Genomic DNA, 15,758 nt, shown 5'->3' on the forward strand with positions numbered 1-15,758 from the left:
AGCTATAAATAAGAATCCGTTGCGACGAGTAAAATTTTTGTTTCATCGTCATGGGCATTAAAAATTTGATGATGATCTGCCGCGTCAAAATAGAGCGCATTGCCTTCACTAGCTATATATTGTTCATTCCCTAAAACGAGACGAATACGCCCTTTGACAATATAAATAAATGTTTCTGATAGCGATGGTTCAAACTGTTTGAATTCGCCGTCAGCAGCAAGTGTCAAAAAGATGGGCTCCATTTCTTTCTCATTAGATGTAGGAATAAGCCATTGAATTTCATATTTTTTTTCTTCGTCTGTATAAGTCGATTGATCTTCCTCGGTGTAGACAACCTTTTGCTCAGGTGCATCATCATCGAAGAATTCCTTGGGCGTCGATCCTAAAACTTCTAATAATGAAAAAAGCGTTTCAATAGAAGGCGAATTCAAATCACGCTCTAGTTGTGAAATATAGCCTTTACTTAAATCTGTACGTTCTCCAAGCTCTTCTTGGGTAAGACCTTTTTTCAAACGAAGTGCTTTAATTTTTCCTCCAATTTGCATCCTTTCCCTCCTAGAAGAAGTTTAGCAATCATAAACTTTCAGAAAATGAAGTTTACTTTAACGAAACTTTTAGTTTACTAAAAACATTACTATTATACATAATAATGAAAAATTTGCAATCGTTTTGGAGGAAAAAATGCAGATGTATTTGAAAGAAAAGAAGCTTCTCTATTTTCGAGCAGTTTTTTGTGTTATTCTAGAATAAATTTACGAAAAGAAGCTAATAACTATAGTGTAGTGATGATTATTTATTGGGTATTTGACAAAAATTTGTCAGTACACTTGAAACGATTAGCGTGGCGAAGTGCACTTCGTTGAAAATCTGTGCTTTCTTTGCTATCGTAGAAGACGGTTCGCATGTGCGAATGGAATATAAAACTACATATTATTCGGAGGGATTTATAATGGCAGAACGCATGGTAGGTAAACAAGCCCCAGACTTCACAATGGAAGCAGTACTTCCAGACAAATCTTTTGGTAAAGTATCTTTAGAAGAAATTAAAGCACAAGACAAATGGACTGTACTGTTCTTCTACCCAATGGACTTCACTTTTGTATGTCCAACAGAAATTACTGCGATGAGCGATCGTTATGATGAGTTCGAAGACTTAGATGCAGAAGTAATCGGCGTTTCAACTGATACAATCCACACGCACTTAGCTTGGATTAACACAGATCGCACGCAAAATGACCTTGGAGAATTAAAATACCCATTAGCAGCAGATACGAACCATGCGATTTCGAAAGAATATGGCGTTTTAATTGAAGAAGAAGGTATCGCACTACGCGGCTTATTCATCATTAATCCAGAAGGCGAATTAAAATATCAAACAGTATTCGATAATAATATTGGCCGTGACGTTGATGAAACTTTACGTGTATTACAAGCTTTACAAACTGGTGGTCTTTGCCCAGCAAACTGGCGCCCAGGTCAAGCAACTCTTTAATTGAATTGAGCAAAGTCCTTCACTTTTAGAAAGAGCGGGATGAATGCGAATTATGCAATGAAATCAGTAGCGGTACAGCTATTGAGCAAGTCGGAGTACTCTGGCACTGTCTAGATTTTTTTCGAGCTTTTTGAAAAAAATCTAGACGCAATTACGCCAAGGCTCAATTCATGCATAAAATGAATAATGGGTCCCCACGACACGCTTGTGGGGATATTTTTTTCAAGGGAGGATTTTTTATGAAACTTCGTGAACAAATGCCTGAACTTACAGGTGCAACAACATGGTTAAATGGTGAAGTAACGAAAGCACAATTAGTTGGCGAAAAACCAACACTAATCCATTTTTGGTCTGTAAGCTGTCATTTATGTAAAGAGGCAATGCCGGAAGTGAATAATTTCCGTGACCAATATAAAGATGAATTAAACGTTATTGCTGTGCATATGCCACGTTCTGAAGCAGATACTGATTTGGATACGATCAAAGCTGTTGCAGCAGAGCATGATATTACACAACCTATTTTTGTAGATAATGAAATGAAGTTAACGGATGCTTTTGAAAACCAATACGTACCCGCTTACTTCGTATTCGATAAAGACGGACAGCTTCGCCATATGCAAGCTGGTGGTAGCGGTATGAAGATGTTAGAAAAACGTGTGAATCGAGTTCTCGATGAAATGCGTAACGCATAATTTTAATATTTGCTAGGCGGGGATGTTTAAATCCTCGCTTTTTTTAATAGTAATAGTATAGAATGTCGAAAATACTAGATAGAAAAGGTAAAATGACGATTGGTCTCCTGTTTTGACAATACATATAAGCGAGAATAAGTTAAAATAAAGTAATTGTAGTTTTCGGAGGGATTTTGAATGATGAAAAAAGAGTTTGCCGTCATTGGACTTGGACGTTTCGGAGGGAGTATTGTTCGTGAGCTAATGAGTCAAGGTGCGCAAGTAATGGCGATTGACCATTCATCTGAACGGGTAGATGAGTTTGCTGCCATCGCAACGCAAGCTGTTATTGCCGATTCAACAGATGAATCGGTATTAAATTCATTAGGTATTCGGAATTTTGAACATGTCATTGTCGCTATTGGCGAAGATATTCAGGCAAGTATTTTAACGACTATTATTTTAAAAGAAATTGGTGTTCAGCAAATTACAGTAAAAGCTCAAAATGACTACCACGAAAAAGTGCTAAGAAAAATTGGAGCTGATTTTGTAGTTCATCCTGAGCGTGATATGGGTATTCGTATAGCGAATAATATGTTATCTAATACGGTGCTCGATTATTTAGAGCTGTCAGATGAGCATTCGATTATGGAATTAAAAGCCAATGATGCCATTGCCGGTTATTCGATTATGGATTTAGATATCCGCGCAAAATACGGCATTAACATTGTCGGCATAAAACGAGGATCGGATATTATCGTTTCTCCACAAGCAAGCGACAAAATTTTACTTGGAGATATTATGCTTCTTATCGGTGCTGATGTGGATATTAACCGTTTTGTGAAGAAGGCAATGAAAGAATAAGAAGAAGTGGAATATTGTAGTTGGTTTACAATACTCCATTTTTTAAATATACAATCCAACTTTTTTTATGAAGTATGTTAAGAAAGCTGATGGGGAGTAGGTTTAGCACATGTTTAAATTTAGGAAAGAACCATTACTACGGTTTCTAAAAATTATATTTCCAATCATACTTTTAGCGATAGCGATTTACGAAATACAACAATCGCTAAGGGGGGTAAATGTAAATTTACTGCGAAATGAAGTTAGTCAATTGCAAGTATGGGAACTGTTGTTGATTTTTTTCATTACGTTTTGTGCGATTACTCCGATGATTTTTTACGATGTTATTTTGGTAAAACTATTAGGAATGAAAATAAACAAGCGTACTTTAGTGAATAATTCGTTTATCGTCAACACATTTTCGAACCTTATTGGCTTTGGCGGTTTAGTAGGTGTATTTCTACGAAATTATTTTTATTCAAAATATAAAGTGGATCGTGAAGGCTTGTTAAAGAGCATTGCTACCGTTACTCTTTTTTATTTAACAGGGATTTCATTGTTAACTTGGTTGATGTATCTGTTCTTTTGGGATTTCCCAATGTTAAAAGAAATTCGCTGGTTATCAATTGCTGTCATTGTGGTCAGCCTCTATGTTCCTGTATTTTTAGTGACGCATCTTATTCGCTATAACAAAAGAAGTGCCTTAACGTATAAAGTATTCCTACAGTTAATGATTACTTCTGTTGCTGAATGGCTTGCGGTCTTTTTTGTCATTTGGATGTTAACAATCATCATCCAAATACCGGTGGAGCTCTCTACGCTCATACCGATATTTTTAATTGCCTCATGTGCAGGTATAGTAAGCATGATTCCGGGAGGGGTTGGCTCATTTGACCTTGTTTTTTTATGGGGGACGCAAAGTGTTGGAATTGCCGAAGAAAAAGTACTCTTTTTATTAATTTTGTATCGTGTGGGCTACTTTGTACTACCATTTTTAGTGTCCGTACTATTATTTATGAAAGATTATTGGGAGCGTTGGAATCGGTCGTGGGACGATGTACCAAATGTTATTTTTCAAAAGATTAGTCATATGTTGTTAACCAGTTTAGTATTTATCTCGGGCATTGTCTTATTGTTATCAGCATCGGTACCAGGTATTTTAAGCAGATTAAAAATCGCTCAGGAGTTTTTATCATCACCAATTATGAATATTTCCCATCAATTAACTGTTGCAGCAGGCTTTATTCTATTAGGGTTGTGTAGGGGAATTAAATATAAAGTGAAAACGGCTTATCAACTTGCCATTATCGTGCTTAGCAGTTCGGCTTTATTTTCAATTAGTAAAGGTTTTGATTATGAAGAAGCCATTTTTTTACTGATAGTCGCTGTATTGTTAATGGCATCCAAAAAACAATTTTATCGGGAAAGTTATGTCTTAACATGGGGTACTATCTTATTTGACCTTGCGGCGGTTATTTTCATTACGGCAATGTACTTATTAATAGGTTATATCAATTTACCTACCGCAAAAATTCATATTCCGACACCATTGCAATATTATATCCTTACAGATTATCGGGATTTATTTTTCAGTGCAATGATCGGTATCCTCATCGCTTGCGCTATTTTTTACTTAGGTTATCTTACACGCGGACCTAAAAAAATGTACAAGCTACTATCAAAAGAACATGAAGATAAAATCAAAAGTCATCTTATGGAGTATACGGGAACGGAGTTTTCACATCTCATTTTTTTGCATGACAAATTTGTCTATTGGAATAAAGAAAATACGGTGTTATTCGCCTATCAAATCTTTGCAGATAAAATCGTGGTACTAGGCGATCCGGTAGGTCCAGAAAGTGATTTATTATCGGCTATTCAGGAGTTTTTGGAAGTAGCAGATAGGCATGGCTATACACCTGTTTTTTATGAAATTAACAACAAGATTTTCCCTGTGTTACATGAGCATGGTTATAGCTTTTTTAAGCTGGGAGAGGAAGCGTTTGTTGATTTAGAGATGTTCACATTTGCTGGAAAAGAAATGAAGGGCAGCAGGGCGGTAAAAAATAGATTTGAACGCGAGAACTATACGGTCACAATATTAAGTCCGCCTTACTCACAGGAGGTTATGACTGAACTAGCGGAAGTATCAAGAAGATGGCTACAAGGAAGGGCCGAGAAGGGATTTTCTCTTGGCTTTTTCGATGAAAATTATTTGAACACCTCAAAAATTGCTGTGTTAAGAGGAGCTGAAGGCGTCATTGGCTTTGCAAGCATCATGCCTATGTATGATAATGGCGAGAGAATTTCAGTCGACCTGATGCGCTTTAAACCTGGGGCACCGTCTGGTACAATGGATTTCATTTTCTTATCGCTGTTTCAATGGGCGAAAGAACAAGGATACCGTGTATTTAATATGGGCATGTCTCCGTTATCGAATGTCGGTCAATCTAGATACTCTTTTTTAAGCGAAAAAATTGCAGCACAAATATTTTTACATGGCCAGTATTTCTATCATTTTAAAGGCTTAAAAAACTTTAAATTAAAATATGCAGATTTTTGGGAACCAAAATATGTAGCGTATCGCAAAAAATCATCGTTGCCCTTTACGATGGCACAAATTACATTATTGATTGGACGAAAGAGAAAATAAGTGAAGATTTCTATAGTTTGATAATTATTGTATTAATATGGAAAATCAAACGTGCTATAATTTTCCTAATAACAGTGAAAGGAATGATGAATATGAAACAGGTATGGAATGTGATTGAAAAGTAACATATAATGTGTCGCTTTTCAATCATTCACAGCACATTAAAGCCCTGCGGATGGTATGTTTTTAGGGAGCTTTATGAGCATGCTCGTAAAAAATCTGAACGCCATTCGCTAAAGTTTAATTAAAATGATAATTGAAAAGAGGCTGCTTATGTACAAAAATAAAGAGTTAATCATTCGTCCTATTATCGAATCTGATTTAGAGCGCATTTGGGAGCTTATTTATAAAGATGGGCAACCAGAATGGAAAAAATGGGACGCCCCCTATTTTCCGCATCAAGCGAAACCGTTTCATGATTTTATGTTAACAGCACAGCAATTTATCAATCAAAAAAATTTTTGGGCCATTGAAGTTAAAGGTGTTATTTGTGGTGTAGTATCCTATTATTGGGAGGACGAACCTTCTAAATGGCTTGAAATGGGCATTGTTTTTCATGAGTCTCATAACTGGGGAAAAGGGCTTGGCACTAGAGCAATGGCACTTTGGATCGAGCACTTATTTTCAACTATGTCACTTGTGCGTGTCGGCTTTACGACATGGTCAGGAAACAAGCGTATGATTCGCGTTGGAGAGAAATTAGGAATGCAATTGGAAGCGAATATTCGCAAAGTGCGTTATTACGAGGGAGTTTATTATGATTCCATTCGCATGGGGATGTTAAGAGAAGAATGGGAAGCTAAAAAAGAATGTTTTATAACTGAATGATATGTTAGGAATTAAAGAGTGACTAAGATATGAGACTGCATTCAAGATTGCATTGAAGGCAGTCTTTTTTATGGTGAATTTGGGAAAATATATTTGATTTTACACAATGTCTTTGTCATAATAAAGAAAATTCTAATAATGAGGAATAGTATGCTAATAACTGAAAATTGTGTAATTGAGTCTTTAAAGCCACACCATCAAGATGATATTTATTCTTTATATTGTAATCAGGATGTCAGAGCATTTCTTGGAGGGATTCCAGATAAAAACTATATTCTTTCTTCCTTTAACAGCATGTTGCATTCATCGTTTCCTAATTCATACTTTACCATATCATTAAAGAACACGAATGACTTCATTGGTCTAGTATCGATTGATGAATACCATGAACAAACAACCTATGAGCTTAGCTATCAATTTTTGCCACAATATTGGGGTAAAGGTTACGCACAAGAAGTTTTAACTGCGGTCATCCATTATGGATTTACTAGTTTACAATTATCCAAGCTAGTAGCAGAAACACAAACTGCCAATATTGCCTCCTGTCGGGTGCTAGAAAAAATAGGTATGAAAAAAATACAAGTATTAGAAAGATTTGGGCAGGAACAAGCTGTCTATCAGTTACTAAGCACAAATAATGGTTGTTAAAAGTAAACAAAGGATAGGGAAAGCAGATGGGAAATTATCTTCAATACAATGAAGTCATTATTACCATTCCAGCTCTTGGAGAACGCAAAGAAATGTTTCCTCCACTAGCTAAGTCATCATATTTGAAGTGCCAGGCACTCAAACAATTCTTTAAAAAAAAGAGGGTGCTCCATTGCAGGAGCACTCTCTTTCGGATTGTTGCTTGTATTCTTTAGTTTTCTTCAACATCTTTACGGTTTTTCTTTAACATTTTGGATAGCATTTCATAGACAATTGGTACGACTACTAATGTTAATAATGTTGAAGATAATAAACCGCCAATTACTGTAATCGCGAGGTCTTTCGAAATTAGTCCACTACCGCCATTACCAATTGCCATTGGAATCATTGCACCAATTGTTGCAATGGCAGTCATTAAAATTGGACGTAAACGTGTTGCGCCTGCTTCTAAAATGGCCACACGCATCCCAAGTCCGTCGCGTTCCATATGGATAATACGGTCTACAAGTACGATGGCGTTGGTCACAACGATACCGATTAACATTAAGAGACCCATCATAACGGATACAGAAATCGTTTGATTTGTTACATATAAGCCAACAAATGCGCCAATGACTGCAAATGGTAATGAGAAGAGGATAGCAAATGGTGCTAAACCTTCACCGAACGTTACGACAAGAATAAAGTAAACGATAGCGATAGCTGCTAACATCGCAATACCTAGTTGCGTAAATGTTTCTTGCATATCTGCCGCTACACCGGATACGCCAGTTGTCACACCTTTAGGTAAGTCTAATTTATCGATCTTTTTATCTGCTGCGGTCGTTGCTTTTGAAATATCATCGCCAATAATTGTGGCAGATACAGTGGCGAAATATTCACCTTTTGAGCGCGATAGTGAATTAAGCGTAGTACCTTCTTCGACGTTTACTAATTCACCAATGGTCATCGTTGTACCTAAAGCCGTTTTAATTTCAGTTTTTAAAACATCATCGATTGATAAGGCTGCTGCCTTGGCATCGCGTTTGACAATGACGTTAATGTCTTTGCCATCACGTTCAACTGTTGTTAACACTTCTTGTGAAGCAGTAGAATTTAATGCCATGACAATTTGAGCAGTCGTTAAGCCATATTGTAAAACATTTTTTTGCTCTACTTTTAAGACATGTTCTACATATGGATCTTCATAATCAGACTTCACATCTTCTAGACCTTTAACTTCTTTGAGTGATCCTTCAACATCTTTAACAGCGCTACGTAACTTGTTTAAGTCTTCACTGTATAATGTGTAACTTACCTCGTTTGAAGCCATAGACGTTGATGAGAAGTTTTGACTTTTCCATTCGCCTGATTGGTCAAGATTAAATACATAGTCTTCTACTTCTTGACGAGCAGCAGGGAAGTCTTCCATTTCTGGGTCAAAGATGAGGTACATTAATGCACCACCAGCTGTGCCACCCATCATCATTGCTGCTGGGTCAGCATTTGTAGCATCAGTAATTGAAACTTGTAAAATATCAATATCTTTTCGTTTCATTAATTCTTTTTCAACTTGTGCTACATTTACTTCTGTTTCATCAGCTAGCTCGCCAGTACCAGGTGTATATGTTAAATACATGACCTTTTCCTCTTGAGATCCCATGAAACTAAAGCCAATTAATGGTGTTAAAGCAAGGGAACCAACAAGCATTAAAATCGCAATCGTAGATGTAATGATTTTATGATTTAATGCTTTTTCTAATATACCTCTGTACCAAATAGCTAGTTTACCAACTTCTTGATGCTGGCTTTCCTTTTTCTCTCCGTAGATTTTTTTACGGAATAAGAAGTGGGATAAAGCTGGTACAATGGTAATTGCTACTATTAATGACGCACCTAAAGCAAATGTCATCGTTAATGCGAAAGGCATAAATAATTCGCCAACCATACCGCCTACAAACATAAGTGGGGCGAATACCGCTACCGTCACTAATGTAGAAGACAAGATTGGTTTAAACATTTCAATAGTTGCTTCACGAATCAGTGCGCGCCCTGTTAATTTTTCTTGTTTTAAATGGATACGTCGATAAATATTTTCTACTACGACAATGGAGTCATCAATTACACGTCCAATGGCGACGGTGATTGCACCAAGTGTCATAATATTTAACGTAATATCCATCCAGTTTAATAAGAGTAATGCCATGAAAACTGAAACTGGAATTGAAATAATCGAAATAATAGTTGATTTGAAATCGCGTAAGAATAATAAGATAATTAAAACCGCGATTGCGCCACCGAATACCGCTTTTTCGATCATTGTGAAGACTGAATCTTCAATTGGAGCACCTTGGTCAAGTGAAATATCAATTTTTAAGCCGTCGATTCTTTTTTCTTCATCTTTAATCAGCTCTTTTACTGCATTGACAACCGTTACTGTATTTGCATCTTGACTTTTTACGATTTGAATTGCAATGGCATCTTTACCATTTGTACGAGATACAGATTGTACTTTACCTTCAACTTCAATCGTAGCAATGTCGCCTAAACGAACGAAAGGAGAAGGTTGTGTAGCTGAAGGTGTGACAGGTATTAATAAATCTTTTAATTCATCGATAGATTTAACTTTACCATCTACGGAAACCGCTTGTTCACCAACCGTAAATTGATATAAACCAAGTGATAATGACATATCACTTGCTTGAATCATTTGTTTGACTGCATCTTCAGTTAAGCCAAGAGCAGCCATTTTTTCTTCGTCATATTTAAACGAAACTTCTTCAATGTGTTGACCAGTAATCGTTGCTGACGCAACACCGTCGATTTTTTCGATTTTAGGAAGTAATAAATCTTCTACTGTTGATGTTAGGTCAACAATGTCTTCCTTCGAACTACTCACAGATAATGCGACAACTGGCATCATGTTCATACTAATGGCCATGATTGTTGGTTCTTGCGCGCCTTCAGGCAGTTTTACATTATCGAGAGCGGATTCTAACTGACGTTTCTTTTCATCCATATCAATGCCATAGTCATATTCGACTTGCACTTGGGCAACGTTTGAAGAGGAAGTGGAATAAACGGCTTTAACATCCTCTAAACTTTCAATGGATTTTTCAAATGGAATAGAAAGTTCATTCATGACTTGTTCAGGCGTGGCACCTGGATACACGCCCATTACAATTAAGTATGGAATCGATATATCAGGGATTGATTCCATTTTCATTCTTGTACCTGAATAAATCCCTGAGACAGTGATGATAATTGTTAATAACCACACTGCCAATTTGTTTTTCAATACAAAATTAACTAAACCTTTCACCTTCACACCTACCCTTTATTGACTTACTAGATTCAATTATTTATACTAATGACTAATCAGTCATTTGTCAACGAAATGCATTAGGAGAGATTTAAAAATATGTTAAAAAAGCAATTAATTATGGAGAAAGCATTAGAACTGTTCTCTGAACAAGGCTTTGAAGCAACATCTGTACAGCAAATTACGGAACGCTGTGGGATTTCTAAAGGGGCATTTTATTTGTCTTTTAAAACAAAAGATGAGCTTCTTTTCTCAATGGTTGACTACTACTTACAGCAATTTATTGCAGACATTGACCACGTAGTCAGAAATTCGAATAAAAAAGATGTCATGCTGGTTGATTTCTACAAAAATATTTTTCAAGCATTCAAAAAACATGCAGCATCGTCACGTGTTTTTTTTAATGAAAAGGTTTTTCTTACAAATAAAGAGTTGTTTCTCAAAGTGAGTGCCTATGAAGCAGATATGTCGAAGTCTATAGTCCAAATGCTTGAACAGTTGTATCAGGAAGAGCTACAAGAGACAAAGTACGATGTTATGTATTGTGTAAAAGGGTTTATGAAAAGTTATGCCGAGCTATTTATATTTTCTGATTTACCGCTCGACCTAGATCAGTTGGCGCAATCTTTAGCGGAAAAGACCGATATAATTGCTCGACATACGACAATTCCTTTTATTACCGAGGAACTTGCTCAATTAGTAGCAAGACCATGTGATCAAGAAATAACGCAGGAATCGCTATTACAGTTAATTGATCAAAGTATTCATAACTTAGAGCCGTCTATTGAGCGGGAATCTTTGGAGCTTTTAAAAAATCAGGTTGAGCATACAACATATAGTCAAGCGATTATCAAAGGTTTAATTGAAAATATTCGTCTGCAGCCGGGGTGTCAATGGGTCGTCTATGTATTGGATAAATACTTTCAGTTTTAATTGTTGAAATAGAATTGTTCACAGTTTTGTTATTGTGGATAATTCTATTTTTTTGTATTTGTTTTTGAAAAGAGATGGTGCACTTTTTCAAGAGGATATTACTATATACGTAAAATGTTGGAGGAGGTTTCAAAATTTTAAAAATTTATGAAATCACATTCAACATTTTTAAACGTGGGACAAAATAAGCGCTATCAGAACAAAAATGATAAAGACGGATTATTTTGCCACAAAGAGTAATGGGAGATGTCCTGATTTAACTATTCAACTCCATCCATAGAGGAGGCTTGAACAAGGATATTACTTTATCGAAGAAAAATAGAGTTTTTATGCAAAAAGAGAAGCTACGCGAATAGTGCGTAGCTTCTTAATATAGAAGATTATACTTCCATAATAATTGGTAATATCATTGGACGACGTTTTGTTTTCTCAAATAAATAAGGTCCTAAAACATCAGTGATTTCATTTTTAAGTTCTGTCCATTGAGGTGTTTTACCTTGGATTGTTTCATTTAAATGACGATTTAGCATTTTTTGTGCTTCGTTAATCATTGTGCCGGATTCACGCATATAGACAAACCCTCGTGAAATAATATTAGGCCCTGAAACGATTTTTTGTTTTTCCATATCAACACTGACAACAACAATGACTAAACCTTCTTCAGAAAGGATGCGACGATCACGTAAGACAATATTACCGATGTCTCCTATACCATTACCATCAATATAGACATCACCAGAAGGGATGCGACCTGCCACATGTGCTTCATTTGCACTTAATGCCAGAACATCACCATTTTCCATGACGAATGTATTTTCCAGTGGAACATCACAATCTTCTGCTAAATGCGTATGCATTTTTAGCATACGGAATTCACCGTGAATAGGCATAAAGAATTTTGGCTTCATCAGTCGTAGCATAAGCTTTTGTTCTTCTTGTGAACCGTGACCAGAAGTATGGATATTATTTAATGCACCGTGAATAACTTCTGCGCCAGCACGGAACAGTAAGTTGATAATTTTATTTACGCTAACCGTATTCCCTGGTACTGGTGAAGAAGAGAAGACAACTGTATCGCCAGGCTGGATTTGAATTTGACGGTGTGTACCATTGGCAATACGAGATAGTGCTGCCATTGGTTCACCTTGTGAGCCTGTACATAAAATCATTACTTCATTGGCAGGTAAACGGTTAATGCTTTGCGCATCAATAAAAGTATCTTTTGGTGCGTTGATGTAGCCTAGCTCACGGCCGATTGTAATGGCATTATCCATAGATCGACCGAATACAGCGATTTTTCGTCCGTATTTAATGGCAGCATCTGTTGCTTGTTGTAAGCGGTGAATATTGGATGCAAATGTTGCGAAAATAATACGACTATCAACCTTGCGGAAGATTTCATCGATACTTTTTCCAACTGTACGTTCAGACATTGTGAAATTTGGTTTTTCAGCATTCGTACTATCAGATAATAGGCAAAGAACGCCGTCACGTCCGATTTCAGCCATTTTTGTTAAGTTTGCAGGCTCTCCTACAGGTGTAAAGTCGAATTTAAAGTCACCTGTGTGCACGATATTGCCTGGAGGTGTTTTAACGACGATACCGTAAGCATCTGGAATACTATGCGTTGTTCTAAAGAAGCTGACAGATGTCTTTCTAAATTTAATAATATCTTCTTCTTTAATTTCGATTAGTTTTGTTGTACGTAGTAAACCATGCTCTTCTAGTTTATTGCGCAATAAGCCAAGTGCAAGCTTACCTCCATAAACAGGAACATTTACTTGACGTAGTAAATAAGGGATACCACCAATATGGTCTTCGTGTCCGTGCGTAATAAATAGCCCTTTAATTTTATCTACGTTTCGTACTAAATACGTGTAATCTGGAATAACATAGTCAATCCCGAGTAAATCGTCTTCTGGAAATTTTATACCGGCATCAATTAAGATGATTTCATCTTGAAATTGAACACCGTAAGTATTTTTGCCGATTTCGCCCAGTCCGCCGAGCGCGAAAACAGCTGCTTGGTCATTTTTAACAAACTTCATGTTTGTTAAATTTCCTCCAAGACGAAGTTCGGACTTGCTTGTTCGTACTCTAAATAGTTACCTTCAAGCAGTTGAATGAACTCAATGTTGTAATGACGGTCTTGTAACTTTTGACGTACTTCACGTTCTGAAGCAGCTTCAAGGTATAGACTTTTAGTGTTTTCGCGAACTGGAATCTCATTTGCTTTTTCTTGATAATAAACTTTGTAAATCATAGTTTGCTCTCCTTTGATTGCGTACATTATTATTGCACATTTGGCTATTACCACACACGTACTACAAGAAAAAATCGCGAATTTCTAGTATACTTTAGACGAATAAAGAAATGAGCGTTTGAATTTCTTGTATCTCAATACTTTTATCTTGCACTTTTCATGAAAAGCAATGAGACAGTGGTTGCGCATAGTCAAATAAATGCATTTCCTTTATATTATCACGCAGCTACTCTAAAATAAAGAAAAGCCCTTCAAATAATGAAGGGCAAATGTTAGGCAATTGATTTTTTTCCGAGTACGCCACGAAGTCGCTTCAACAATTTTCGCTTTAGTTTCTTCAGCATGGCACATCACTCCTTAGGATCATTATAATTAAAAACAATGCCTGTGTAAAGGATTTAGCCTTTGCAACATCATACATAAAGAGAGGGATTATAGGATGAAAAAAATTTTATTTTTTGATGTAGATGGAACGCTCTATAACAGTGAAAAAGTATTGCCTGCTTCTGCGAAAGAAGCGCTATTAGAAGCACGTCGTAAAGGATATGAGCTTGCAATTGCTACTGGACGTGCACCATTTATGATTGAACCATTGCTAGAAGAGCTTGATATTGACACATATGTGACTTTTAATGGACAGTACGTCGTTTATCAAGGCGAGGTTGTCTACGCAAATGGTGTGGAAAAAGAAGAATTAGCGAAAATTATTGCCTTTGGAGAAGCGCGCAATGAACCCGTTGTTTTTTTAGATGACAAGCGAATGATTGCGTCCGTTGGAGGGCATAACAAGGTATCCGAAAGTTTAAACACGTTAAAATACCCGTACCCAGAATTAGACTCATCTTATTATATGCAGCACGATGTTTATCAAACACTCATCTTTATGGAAGAGAAAGATGAACATTTGTATGATGAGGCATTTCCAAATGTCCAGTTCGTGCGCTGGCATGAATATTCTTGTGATATTTTACCTAAAGGAGGTTCCAAGGCTGCTGGAATCGAAAAAGTGCTCGCGAAAATGGGCTTAACGTTAGAGGATGCCATTGCTTTTGGTGATGGTATGAATGATATTGAAATGTTAGAGGCTGTTGGTACGAGCGTGGCAATGGGAAATGGACATGAAAAAGTAAAGGCGGTCGCGACACATATTACCGATCATGTAGATGCGGACGGACTTGCGAAAGCGATGCGCTATTTAAAAATTATATAAGTGCCAGTCACTCAAACAATTTTGAATATTAAAAGGAAAACCCACGAGAAGTGGGTTTTTTACGTATTATCGGTGCCAGTCACTCAAACAATTTACTCAAACAATGCTTTAGATATCAACAACCTTCAGCTGAATGCCTGCCTCCGTGAATTGATGTAATGTTTCTTTGGGCAGTCCGTTATCAGTAAGTATCATATCCACCTCTTCTAGCGGGCATACTTGAATAGCCACATCTTTATTGAATTTGGTAGAATCAGTTGCAACATAAACTGTCTGCGAAATATTAATAAGCTGTTTCCTCGTCATCGCTTCTTCTAAACTAAAATCGGATATTCCTTTTTCTAATGTCACGCCACTTGCGCATATAAATGCCTTATTAATATTGAAATGGTCGAAGTGGAAAAGAAAGTCATTTGAAGTGACCGATTTTTCCGAATGTCGCACTCTTCCGCCGATAATCATCACTTCAATATTAGAACCAATTAAATCAAATGCTACAGGAAGAGAGTTCGTCACGACTGTTAGTTTCTCCTTGCCTAGTAGAAATGGTGTCATTTGATAAGTTGTTGAGCCACTATCGATAAAAATGCAGTCACCATTATTAACTAAAGAAGCACAAGCTTTGGCAATGGAAATTTTTTCCGTTAACTGCTGTGTTAATCGATTGTCCATTAATCCTTCAACGGGTTCAATATATTTTACACCCCCATAAAACTTCTCGATCTTCTTCTCTTGCACAAGTTGTTGAATATCTCTTCGAATAGTTTCCATCGATACATTGAATTCTTTTGTCAGGGTTACTAATTTTACTACCTTGTTATTCCGAATGAATTGCAAAATATGTTGTTGCCTTTCTACTGTATACATTACATCACCTCTTATTGTTATTTACTCAAAGTAGTAATAAGTTTGTCAA

13 protein-coding genes are annotated in these 15,758 nt (G+C 36.6%); 8 read left to right on the plus strand and 5 right to left on the minus strand.

Translation table 11 applies throughout. The annotated features are described in order from the left end of the window. Window positions 1-2 precede the first annotated feature (2 nt). Window positions 3-545: a helix-turn-helix domain-containing protein gene (locus tag LO754_RS03815; RefSeq protein ID WP_024362223.1), complete on the minus strand. Its 543-nt coding sequence runs from the start codon at window positions 543-545 to the stop codon at window positions 3-5. A 404-nt stretch (window positions 546-949) separates the two neighbouring features. On the opposite strand from LO754_RS03815, the gene LO754_RS03820 reads away from it, so the two are divergent. The 6 genes from LO754_RS03820 to LO754_RS03845 all read left to right on the plus strand — a co-directional run bounded on the left by LO754_RS03820 (window position 950) and on the right by LO754_RS03845 (window position 7,135). Beyond that, window positions 950-1,492 carry a peroxiredoxin gene (locus LO754_RS03820; protein WP_231785649.1) on the plus strand — a complete coding sequence of 181 codons (543 nt, stop codon included), beginning with the start codon at window positions 950-952 and terminating at the stop codon, window positions 1,490-1,492. Between the two features lie 239 nt (window positions 1,493-1,731). After that, window positions 1,732-2,184 carry a TlpA family protein disulfide reductase gene (locus tag LO754_RS03825; protein WP_024362221.1) on the plus strand — a complete coding sequence of 151 codons (453 nt, stop codon included), beginning with the start codon at window positions 1,732-1,734 and terminating at the stop codon, window positions 2,182-2,184. A 180-nt stretch (window positions 2,185-2,364) separates the two neighbouring features. Next, on the plus strand, window positions 2,365-3,027 hold the full coding sequence (locus LO754_RS03830; protein WP_024362220.1) for a potassium channel family protein: 663 nt from the start codon (window positions 2,365-2,367) through the stop codon (window positions 3,025-3,027). 109 nt (window positions 3,028-3,136) lie between these two features. After that, window positions 3,137-5,659, plus strand: coding sequence for a bifunctional lysylphosphatidylglycerol flippase/synthetase MprF (gene mprF, locus LO754_RS03835; protein WP_231785650.1), 2,523 nt, complete (start codon window positions 3,137-3,139; stop codon window positions 5,657-5,659). 273 nt (window positions 5,660-5,932) lie between these two features. Next, window positions 5,933-6,487: a GNAT family N-acetyltransferase gene (locus LO754_RS03840; RefSeq protein WP_231785651.1), complete on the plus strand. Its 555-nt coding sequence runs from the start codon at window positions 5,933-5,935 to the stop codon at window positions 6,485-6,487. Window positions 6,488-6,637: 150 nt separating this feature from the next. Further along, the gene (locus tag LO754_RS03845) at window positions 6,638-7,135 is read left to right on the plus strand and encodes a GNAT family N-acetyltransferase (RefSeq protein ID WP_231785652.1); all 498 of its coding nucleotides are present in this window, start codon (window positions 6,638-6,640) and stop codon (window positions 7,133-7,135) included. Window positions 7,136-7,346: 211 nt separating this feature from the next. On the opposite strand, the gene LO754_RS03850 is transcribed toward LO754_RS03845, so the two are convergent. Continuing rightward, window positions 7,347-10,436 carry an efflux RND transporter permease subunit gene (locus LO754_RS03850; protein WP_231785653.1) on the minus strand — a complete coding sequence of 1,030 codons (3,090 nt, stop codon included), beginning with the start codon at window positions 10,434-10,436 and terminating at the stop codon, window positions 7,347-7,349. A gap of 99 nt (window positions 10,437-10,535) precedes the next feature. On the opposite strand from LO754_RS03850, the gene LO754_RS03855 reads away from it, so the two are divergent. Continuing rightward, a complete protein-coding gene (locus LO754_RS03855; RefSeq protein ID WP_025218729.1) occupies window positions 10,536-11,369 on the plus strand; it encodes a TetR/AcrR family transcriptional regulator in 834 nt (277 codons plus the stop codon). A gap of 380 nt (window positions 11,370-11,749) precedes the next feature. Here the strand turns inward: LO754_RS03855 and rnjA are convergent, their stop codons facing one another. Both rnjA and LO754_RS03865 read right to left on the minus strand, forming a co-directional pair. Further along, window positions 11,750-13,417 carry a ribonuclease J1 gene (gene rnjA / locus LO754_RS03860; RefSeq protein ID WP_231785654.1) on the minus strand — a complete coding sequence of 556 codons (1,668 nt, stop codon included), beginning with the start codon at window positions 13,415-13,417 and terminating at the stop codon, window positions 11,750-11,752. Between the two features lie 5 nt (window positions 13,418-13,422). Then, on the minus strand, window positions 13,423-13,632 hold the full coding sequence (locus LO754_RS03865; RefSeq protein ID WP_024362214.1) for a DNA-dependent RNA polymerase subunit epsilon: 210 nt from the start codon (window positions 13,630-13,632) through the stop codon (window positions 13,423-13,425). 439 nt (window positions 13,633-14,071) lie between these two features. Between LO754_RS03865 and LO754_RS03870 the strand changes: the two genes are divergently transcribed. Further along, window positions 14,072-14,842: a Cof-type HAD-IIB family hydrolase gene (locus LO754_RS03870; RefSeq protein ID WP_024362213.1), complete on the plus strand. Its 771-nt coding sequence runs from the start codon at window positions 14,072-14,074 to the stop codon at window positions 14,840-14,842. 108 nt (window positions 14,843-14,950) lie between these two features. On the opposite strand, the gene LO754_RS03875 is transcribed toward LO754_RS03870, so the two are convergent. Continuing rightward, window positions 14,951-15,709: a DeoR/GlpR family DNA-binding transcription regulator gene (locus LO754_RS03875; protein ID WP_231785655.1), complete on the minus strand. Its 759-nt coding sequence runs from the start codon at window positions 15,707-15,709 to the stop codon at window positions 14,951-14,953. Between the last annotated feature and the right edge of the window lie 49 nt (window positions 15,710-15,758).

It is taken from the genome of Lysinibacillus sp. GJ-1, from assembly GCF_021166035.1.
In the GTDB taxonomy this organism is placed as follows: Bacteria; Bacillota; Bacilli; order Bacillales_A; family Planococcaceae; genus Lysinibacillus; species Lysinibacillus sphaericus.

Bases quoted from the DNA above. Each gene is read 5' to 3' on its own strand.
- LO754_RS03840 (WP_231785651.1), top strand. From the start codon at position 5,933: ATGTACAAAAATAAAGAGTTAATCATTCGTCCTATTATCGAATCTGAT.
- LO754_RS03815 (WP_024362223.1), bottom strand. From the start codon at position 545: ATGCAAATTGGAGGAAAAATTAAAGCACTTCGTTTGAAAAAAGGTCTT.
- LO754_RS03830 (WP_024362220.1), top strand. From the start codon at position 2,365: ATGAAAAAAGAGTTTGCCGTCATTGGACTTGGACGTTTCGGAGGGAGT.
- LO754_RS03845 (WP_231785652.1), top strand. From the start codon at position 6,638: ATGCTAATAACTGAAAATTGTGTAATTGAGTCTTTAAAGCCACACCAT.
- LO754_RS03855 (WP_025218729.1), top strand. From the start codon at position 10,536: ATGTTAAAAAAGCAATTAATTATGGAGAAAGCATTAGAACTGTTCTCT.
- LO754_RS03865 (WP_024362214.1), bottom strand. From the start codon at position 13,632: ATGATTTACAAAGTTTATTATCAAGAAAAAGCAAATGAGATTCCAGTT.
- LO754_RS03820 (WP_231785649.1), top strand. From the start codon at position 950: ATGGCAGAACGCATGGTAGGTAAACAAGCCCCAGACTTCACAATGGAA.
- mprF (WP_231785650.1), top strand. From the start codon at position 3,137: ATGTTTAAATTTAGGAAAGAACCATTACTACGGTTTCTAAAAATTATA.
- LO754_RS03825 (WP_024362221.1), top strand. From the start codon at position 1,732: ATGAAACTTCGTGAACAAATGCCTGAACTTACAGGTGCAACAACATGG.
- LO754_RS03870 (WP_024362213.1), top strand. From the start codon at position 14,072: ATGAAAAAAATTTTATTTTTTGATGTAGATGGAACGCTCTATAACAGT.
- LO754_RS03875 (WP_231785655.1), bottom strand. From the start codon at position 15,709: ATGTATACAGTAGAAAGGCAACAACATATTTTGCAATTCATTCGGAAT.
- rnjA (WP_231785654.1), bottom strand. From the start codon at position 13,417: ATGAAGTTTGTTAAAAATGACCAAGCAGCTGTTTTCGCGCTCGGCGGA.